Source organism: uncultured Maritalea sp., from assembly GCF_937139385.1.
In the GTDB taxonomy this organism is placed as follows: Bacteria; Pseudomonadota; Alphaproteobacteria; order Rhizobiales; family Devosiaceae; genus Maritalea; species Maritalea porphyrae_A.
In genome coordinates this window covers 1-7,145 of record NZ_CAKZPW010000021.1, presented here as the reverse complement: position 1 = coordinate 7,145, position 7,145 = coordinate 1, and the positions used below count along the sequence as shown (strand labels likewise).

General features: G+C 49.7%; 9 protein-coding genes. 4 read left to right on the top strand and 5 right to left on the bottom strand.

Annotated features, from left to right (window positions below; genetic code table 11):
• Positions 1–75: 75 nt before the first annotated feature.
• The 4 genes from Q0231_RS00925 to Q0231_RS00910 form a co-directional block, all read right to left on the bottom strand.
• Positions 76–822: a MotE family protein gene (locus tag Q0231_RS00925; protein ID WP_269393863.1), complete on the bottom strand. Its 747-nt coding sequence runs from the start codon at positions 820–822 to the stop codon at positions 76–78.
• Complete coding sequence (locus Q0231_RS00920) at positions 819–1,244, bottom strand: DUF6468 domain-containing protein (protein WP_269393862.1); 426 nt, start codon at positions 1,242–1,244, stop codon at positions 819–821. Before Q0231_RS00920 ends, Q0231_RS00925 begins: the two co-directional genes overlap by 4 nt.
• 2 nt (positions 1,245–1,246) lie before the next feature.
• Positions 1,247–2,290 (bottom strand): flagellar motor switch protein FliM, encoded by a 1,044-nt coding sequence (gene fliM / locus Q0231_RS00915; RefSeq protein WP_269394378.1) that lies wholly within the window; start codon positions 2,288–2,290, stop codon positions 1,247–1,249.
• 118 nt (positions 2,291–2,408) lie between these two features.
• Positions 2,409–2,897, bottom strand: coding sequence for a flagellar basal body-associated FliL family protein (locus tag Q0231_RS00910; RefSeq protein ID WP_269393861.1), 489 nt, complete (start codon positions 2,895–2,897; stop codon positions 2,409–2,411).
• 281 nt (positions 2,898–3,178) lie between these two features.
• On the opposite strand from Q0231_RS00910, the gene flgF reads away from it, so the two are divergent.
• The 4 genes from flgF to flgH are packed head-to-tail and all read left to right on the top strand — an operon-like array spanning position 3,179 to position 6,449.
• Positions 3,179–3,916 carry a flagellar basal-body rod protein FlgF gene (flgF, locus tag Q0231_RS00905; protein WP_299343837.1) on the top strand — a complete coding sequence of 246 codons (738 nt, stop codon included), beginning with the start codon at positions 3,179–3,181 and terminating at the stop codon, positions 3,914–3,916.
• 30 nt (positions 3,917–3,946) lie between these two features.
• Positions 3,947–4,732, top strand: coding sequence for a flagellar basal-body rod protein FlgG (gene flgG / locus Q0231_RS00900; protein WP_269393859.1), 786 nt, complete (start codon positions 3,947–3,949; stop codon positions 4,730–4,732).
• Between the two features lie 13 nt (positions 4,733–4,745).
• Positions 4,746–5,702, top strand: coding sequence for a flagellar basal body P-ring formation chaperone FlgA (flgA, locus tag Q0231_RS00895; protein ID WP_299343832.1), 957 nt, complete (start codon positions 4,746–4,748; stop codon positions 5,700–5,702).
• 12 nt (positions 5,703–5,714) lie between these two features.
• Positions 5,715–6,449 (top strand): flagellar basal body L-ring protein FlgH, encoded by a 735-nt coding sequence (gene flgH, locus Q0231_RS00890; protein WP_299343829.1) that lies wholly within the window; start codon positions 5,715–5,717, stop codon positions 6,447–6,449.
• A 108-nt stretch (positions 6,450–6,557) separates the two neighbouring features.
• On the opposite strand, the gene Q0231_RS00885 is transcribed toward flgH, so the two are convergent.
• Complete coding sequence (locus tag Q0231_RS00885) at positions 6,558–7,016, bottom strand: DMT family transporter (RefSeq protein ID WP_299343826.1); 459 nt, start codon at positions 7,014–7,016, stop codon at positions 6,558–6,560.
• Positions 7,017–7,145 lie beyond the last annotated feature (129 nt).

Here is a 7,145-nt window from a genome sequence, read left to right as displayed (position 1 = left end):
CCGCAAAGGGCTCCGACTTTTTCACTACAAACAAATTATCGTGCTAGGCTTAACGGCGCCTTACTTTTCACAACTCTATTGCCCAATGATTTGCGGAAGTTCGTTATTGTTCGGCCCATCGACTGTTTGGCTGAGCTCAGTCAAGTTTGGATTTGCCAAGTTTATCGTCAGCGCCTCGGCTTTTTCGGGGTCCATTGCAGCCAAAATTGTGGCCATTTTGCGCGGATTGATCCGTTCAACCATGCGCACCAACACAAGCATGTCGAGACGATCAAAAATCCTTGCCGCGTCCTTGGCTTTCATATTCTCATAAGTGGCGACCAAAGATTTGAATTTTTCCTCTTCTTTGCCTTCCTTTTTGTCAACCAAAGCCGAGATACGTGCCTCGATTTGTTTGAGCTCATTTGCTCTGGTTTCCAAGCGCAGCTCTGCGGCGCGAACAATAGATTCTTGAACAATCAATTGCTCAGCGCGCTTATCAAGCTCTTTTCGCCGCTCACTCAAACGCTCCAAGAACTCCAGCTCTGTTGTGGAAACGCCCGAGGAATCGCTCAATGCCGTTAAATTACCTTTTGAATCCATAGAAACGGGCGGCGCTTCCACAGGACGATTGGGATTAAGCGCAGCATTTGTTGCGTCAACAACCGGGTTGCTCGAAGCTTCGTCTTGATCAGCGTCTTGAGCTTGCTCCTGCGCCTCTTGTGCAATTGCCTCGCGATTCCCAAAAACATAGAGATCACCGGACACAAAACCAAATACCTTGAACAACAGCAGCGCAGACGCCACCACCATTACAACCGGCAATAAGCGGACTGAATTCACGCCGCCGCTCCATCACGACGAGAAATACTATCCAAATGATCAAGTGCCGCTTTGGCTTTCAGGGGTTTTTCCTTTGGTTGAGGCGCTGCATTACGGGCGGTTTGAGCAATCATGGCGATCTTATGCATAACTGATTGCCCTGCATTCACGTGATGGGCCAATTCTATTGAAAAGCTTTCGGCCTCGCTCAAACGTGTCTGAATCATACCGTCACACTGAATTGCAGTTTTCCGCAATTCAGTGATTGCGCCATTTGCTTGATCAGTTGCTCGCACGAGATCGGTAATCATTGTTTGCAATGCGGCCCTGTCGTCACGCAACCGTTTCAACCGTATGTTCAATATGTAGCAATAACCGATTGTAAGAATGAGAAGAACAGCAACGGCACCTTCCACGATCAATCCCAGCGCAAAATTACCCATTGTTAATCATTCCCTTGTTCGTCCATGGCCTCAAAAACAGCCATTGTCACTTTTGGTGGATTAAGTGGTCGCGTGACCCTTACAGACACATTTTTGCCGATGTGCCCCATAATGCCTTCGGTCAGCGCAACATCGCCGCATCGCAATGAAATAGGATCATTGGGCGACCGCTCAAACATCAATGTATCGCCCTCCTCCAGCTTCAACATATCAGAAAGCGGTATTTCCCACTCGTGCAACACAGCTTGAATTTCAGTATCGGCGGCATAAATCTCTGTAGCCAAGTGCCCTTCCCAAATCGGGTCACGGCCAAATTTCTCCCCCATGAACATTTGCAGCAGTTGTTCACGAATGGGTTCAATGGTCGCGTAAGGCAGCAATATTTCAACTTTGCCACCGCGATCATCCATATCGATGCGCAGTTCAATAAGGATGGCAGCGTTGGCAGGGCGGGCAATCGCAGCAAAGCGTGGATTTGTTTCCATCCGTTCAATGCTGAATTTCACCGGCGTCAGGGGCTCAAACGCCTTGTGCATATCCTCAAGAATCAACTCAATCATACGATTGGTCAAACTCATTTCGATCGTTGTATAGGGTCGCCCTTCAACCCGAATGGTATTGTTGCCGCGCCGACCACCAAGCAACACATCGATCATAGAATAGATGAGATTGCTCTCAACAGTCATCAATCCAAAATTGTCCCACTCTTCAGCCTTTATGACCGTCAATATCGCAGGAAGTGGAATTGAGTTTAGATAATCTCCAAAACGTACAGATGTAATGCTGTCGAGGGAAACCTCAACGTTGTCCGAAGTGAAATTGCGCAAAGATGTCGTGGTCAACCGCACCAAACGGTCAAACACGATCTCAAGCATCGGCAAACGCTCATATGAGACAAGTGCCGAGTTTATAAGCGCTTGGACACCTGAAAGGTCTCCAATACCCATATCACCACTGTCAAAACCTAAAAGGTTGTCGATCTCGTCTTGGTTGAGAATACGGTCAACCGCGGCGCCATCTTCACTATCATCGTTGCCTTCGATCATGGCGGCCCATTCAGCGGCCGCACCTTCCCCATCACCATCACCAGCTTCTTCTTCGCCAGAGATGCCAAATTCTTTCAGGAGATCGTCAGTTTCTGATTCAGACATTGCTCATGCGCCCCTATTGCACCAATATCTCTTTGAAAACGATGCTCTCAACTTGTGTCGGAAACAGCGCCAGATTTACCCGTCGACGTAGTTCCTCTTTGAGACGATAAATTCCCCCAGATCCTTCAAGATCTGACTTTCGCATTTCGCGCAGGTAAACCTGAAACGTATCAAGTACCCGTGGCATAAGCGTTTCGACATTTGGCACCATGGCCTCATCGGCAAGCTCAAGCGAAACAGCAACCTTCAAGAACATGTCCTTTGACTCGCCCTTTGAATTCAAATTCACGCTGATTATCGGAAGGTCATAGAAATAGGTTTGCCGCACCACTTCCGTATTTTCAGATGCAGTGGTTTCGCCTCCGCCAGAAAAAAGGAAAAAATAGGCAGCGCCGCCGCCCAGCAAAAGCACAACAGCTGCACCGATGATAATCATCAACGGCGGGCCTTTTTTCTTTTCGCCTTCTTCGCCTTCTGTGTCTTCAGCTGTTTGATCTGACATTTTTTCGCTCTACGACTTAAGTGCACAAATGGAAATTCTTTTCCATAATCCACGTAACGACGAGAAGGTTAACGAAGTATTACCAATTTGAACTTGCTGGGCAATTATTGCCGGGGCAATTTTTCCGCCCGACCCGCTCAGACCACCATTTTATCATCTATTATTTAGAATATCCCAATAAAAACAATGAGATAAAAACTGGCACGATCCTCGCATTGTGTTTGGCAGGCGAAAAACTTGGGGAAGTGGCCCGCTGAACAAAATTGGGGAGATAGTGCAAAATGGAAAATGCACAGCTCATAAGCTTATCGCGCCAGATCGCGCTGCAACGTCAAATGGACGTTGTCGCCAACAATATGGCCAACATAAACACCGCTGGGTACAAGAACGTCGATATTCTCTTCGAAGAATATATTATGCCGACTGCGCGCCACAAGGACTTCAAAACACTCGATCAGCCACTTTCATTCACCCAAGACTGGGCGACAATTGACGATTTTGCTTCAGGTTCAATTGAACTGACGGGCAATGAACTTGATATGGCAATCCAAGGCGATGGCTTTTTTGTCGTGCAGACACCCGCCGGCGAAATGTACACGCGCAACGGCAGTTTCCAACTCAACCAACGCGGCGAGCTCGTGACCTCTGAAGGTTTCAACGTTCTTGCCGACGGCGGTTTTTTGACATTCGCGCCAGAAGAAACCGGTATTGTTGTAACAAAAGATGGACGTGTTTCTACCTCTCAGGGCGACAAAGGCATCTTGCGTATCGCAGAGTTTGAGGATCCACAGTCCCTCAAACGCGAGGGCGATACGATGTTTTCCGGCGAAAATCCAATTTATGATAATTCATCTCATATCGCCCACAAGGCTATCGAGCGCTCCAACGTTTCTGGCGTCAGCGAAATGACCGAAATGATCCGCGTAACGCGCGCCTATACCTCACTGGCAAGTCTGCAAACAAAGCAAGACGAACTGCGCCGAACTGCAATTAAACGCCTTGGCGACTTGAGCGCTTAAGCGCCGTCCCTGTAGAAAGGATTAGGACACATGAAAGCTCTATATACCGCATCAACCGGGATGGCCGCGCAGGAACGCAACGTTGAGGTGATTTCAAACAACATCGCCAACATGCGCACCACCGGGTTCAAGAAACAACGCGCCGACTTCCAAGACCTGCTTTATCAAGTCTATCGTCGCGCCGGCTCGCAAACATCAGAATCTGGCACACAACTTCCGACAGGTGTGGAAGTAGGTTCCGGCGTCAAACTGGGCGCAACCCCGCGCATCATGAGCCAAGGCAGTGTTGCACCAACACAAAAAGAATTAGACGTTGCCATTAGGGGAGAAGGCTTCTTTTCCATTACCATGCCAGATGGCCGGACGGGCTACACACGAGACGGCTCTTTTGAGAGAGATAGCCAGGGGCAACTTGTCACCATTGAGGGCTATCAAGTTCAACCCGGCATCATTATCCCAGATGGCGCACGATCAATCTCGATCTCCGCAGATGGTCAAGTCGAGGCCTTTTTGAACCAAGACGCAAGCCCTACTGCACTCGGACAACTCCAACTTTCCCGCTTCGTCAACAAGGCTGGTTTGGAAGCCGTTGGGGACAATCTTTATGTGGAGACGGCAGCCAGCGGATCGGCGCAAACCGGCACCGCGAACGGTGATGGTTTTGGCAATTTGCTGCAAGGTCACTTGGAAATGGCCAACGTGAATGCGGTGACGGAAATCGCAGATCTAATCGCCGCTCAGCGCGCCTATGAAATGAACGCGCGGGTAATTTCTGGAGCTGACGAAATGCTTCAAGCAACGTCGCAGCTACGCTAGGAGATTAGGTAAAATGTTTCGCTTCGCCAAATCACTATTCATCGGACTTTTAGCCCTAAGCACCAGCACCACATTGTGCCTTGCTCAACCAACGCTTCGCTCATCTGTTACCGTTCATTCAAAAATCGTCACCGTTGGCGACATGTTTGATGGTGCGGGAAACTTGGCCGAAGAAGGTCTATTTCTCAGCCCAGCACCCGGTACTGTTGGGGCGGTCCCATTGCCATCGATCCAACTGGCAGCGCAGCGCGCAGGCATTACATCGTTCGACGCCAAAGGAATTACTCATGTGCGTGTTGAGCGACCAGGCTTGGCGATTGACCAAGACTTCTTAGGCACCATTTTTGGCCAAGAGGTTGCAAATCGCGGCCAACTGTTGCCCAATCAGACTGCCAAGTTTTCGGCATATGGTGCCTTTGAAACCATATTTGCAGACCCCATTGCCGCACAACCTGCAACGCTACTAGATTTCACTTTCGAACCACAATCCGGTCGCGTTTCCGCCCGGTTGGCACTTGCGGGCCACAATGCTCCGATCGCCATCAACGGAAAACTCGAAATTGTCGCTCCTGCTGCCCATCTGACCCGTTCAATGGCCAAAGGCGAAATCGTCGACATCAATGATATTGAGTTCAAGCCTACACCGGTACGTTTCTCAAAAGTGCAAGGTGACATCCAACTGGAAAACCTAGTTGGAAAGAGCCTTACCCGCGCCGTCCGTGGCGGATCAATGATCAAATTGAGTGATCTAACCGACCCGACTTTGATTGACCGCAATGATCTTGTGACCATCCTCTACCGCAATGGCCAACTAAAACTCACGGTCAAAGGGCAAGCTCTACACGCCGCGACACAAGACCAAACGGTCACCGTTCTCAACCTTATGTCAAAAAAGACTGTTCAAGGCATCGCCATTGGCGCCGGAACAGTCCTTATCACCAACGATCCAACCCGCGTCGCAAGCCGGTAGCAGGAGCTCATCATGAAACTTTTCAAAATCCTTACACTGGTAGCGCTCGGCGCAAGTTTGGCAGCCTGCACAACAGCAAATCGCTTGGCAGGAATTGGCAAAGCACCTGCTCTGACAACTATTGAAAACGCAACTGCCCAAGCAGGTTACAAGCCAGTGAACATGCCAATGCCAGCGCCTGAGCGGGTCGCCTATTCACCAAACTCGCTATTCATTTCGGGCCGTCGCGGCTTCTTCAAAGACCAACGCGCAAGCAAAGTCGGCGACATTCTCACCGTTCAGGTAACAATTTCCGATAAGGCCTCATTTTCAAATAAAACGGCCCGTTCTCGCTCCAGCTCGAATGACGCAGGCGCAGGGGGCGTGATCGGATCGTTGTTCAACAATGCCGTTCCCGGTGTACCAGCTTCAGGCGCCATTGAACTAAAATCCGGCCTAACAGATGCTGGCAACGGCACCGTGGATCGCGCTGAAACATTGCAAACCCAGGTTGCGGCAGTGGTTATCCAGGTTCTGCCGAATGGAAATCTAGTCATCGAAGGACGCCAAGAGGTCCGGGTTAACTTTGAAGTTCGGGATTTGATTGTGGCAGGCATAGTGCGCCCCGAAGATATTGGCGCTGCCAACACCATCCCATCGGCAAAAATTGCACAGGCCCGCATTTCATACGGCGGTCGTGGACAAATCACGGACGTTCAGCAACCTCGCTACGGCCAACAATTCATGGACGCCATCCTACCGTTCTAGTTCAACGCCAGTTTTGCCAATCGAATTTCCCCAATTTTTCGATTGGCTCTCCCCAGAAGGACGCGGCTTTCCCCAATTTGCCGCGTCCTTCTTATTTTCCCAATCCAATTATTGTGTAAAATTAAAAATCAGAACACCGCTGACAATTGCAGTCCCGCCTATCATCAGCGAAAGCGTTGCAACTTCGCCCAATAACGAAATCCCCAACCCAGTTCCCACTAGCGCAATGATCGGCCCAATTTGGCTGAGATAGACCGCCCCAGCAATCTTCTGCAAAACGAAATAGAAAGCAAAACCAACCGCAAAAATCAGAATTTGCAGTCCGGCAATCGCGCTCATCTGCAAAGTAGGCACAACAAATGAGATCTCGCCCATTGCAACGGCGAGCACAAACGACATGAGCCCAGCAAAGATCAACATAAGTGGCGCTAGAGCAAATGGCGAAGCCCCTTCAGGCCATGCCCAAGACCGATAAACGTTTCCAAGAGCGAGAAAGATGGGTCCCATTAGCGCCACAACCACCCAGACGGCAGCATATTGCGCCCCGGCAAACTTCCCCAAACTCAAAGCAAAAGCGCCAATTAATGCAATGCCAACCGTTGCAGAGGTTGTCCAAGAGCTTCCTGTTGCAATAGATATTATGGCACAAATAACCACGCAAGCTGGTAAAAATATAGTAGGGTTTAGTATTTGTAA

Excerpts from the sequence above, each read along its gene's own strand:
- Q0231_RS00920 (WP_269393862.1), bottom strand. The coding sequence starts at position 1,244 with ATGGGTAATTTTGCGCTGGGATTGATCGTGGAAGGTGCCGTTGCTGTT.
- fliM (WP_269394378.1), bottom strand. The coding sequence starts at position 2,290 with ATGATCGAAGGCAACGATGATAGTGAAGATGGCGCCGCGGTTGACCGT.
- Q0231_RS00910 (WP_269393861.1), bottom strand. The coding sequence starts at position 2,897 with ATGTCAGATCAAACAGCTGAAGACACAGAAGGCGAAGAAGGCGAAAAG.
- flgF (WP_299343837.1), top strand. The coding sequence starts at position 3,179 with ATGGAAAATGCACAGCTCATAAGCTTATCGCGCCAGATCGCGCTGCAA.
- flgG (WP_269393859.1), top strand. The coding sequence starts at position 3,947 with ATGAAAGCTCTATATACCGCATCAACCGGGATGGCCGCGCAGGAACGC.
- flgA (WP_299343832.1), top strand. The coding sequence starts at position 4,746 with ATGTTTCGCTTCGCCAAATCACTATTCATCGGACTTTTAGCCCTAAGC.
- flgH (WP_299343829.1), top strand. The coding sequence starts at position 5,715 with ATGAAACTTTTCAAAATCCTTACACTGGTAGCGCTCGGCGCAAGTTTG.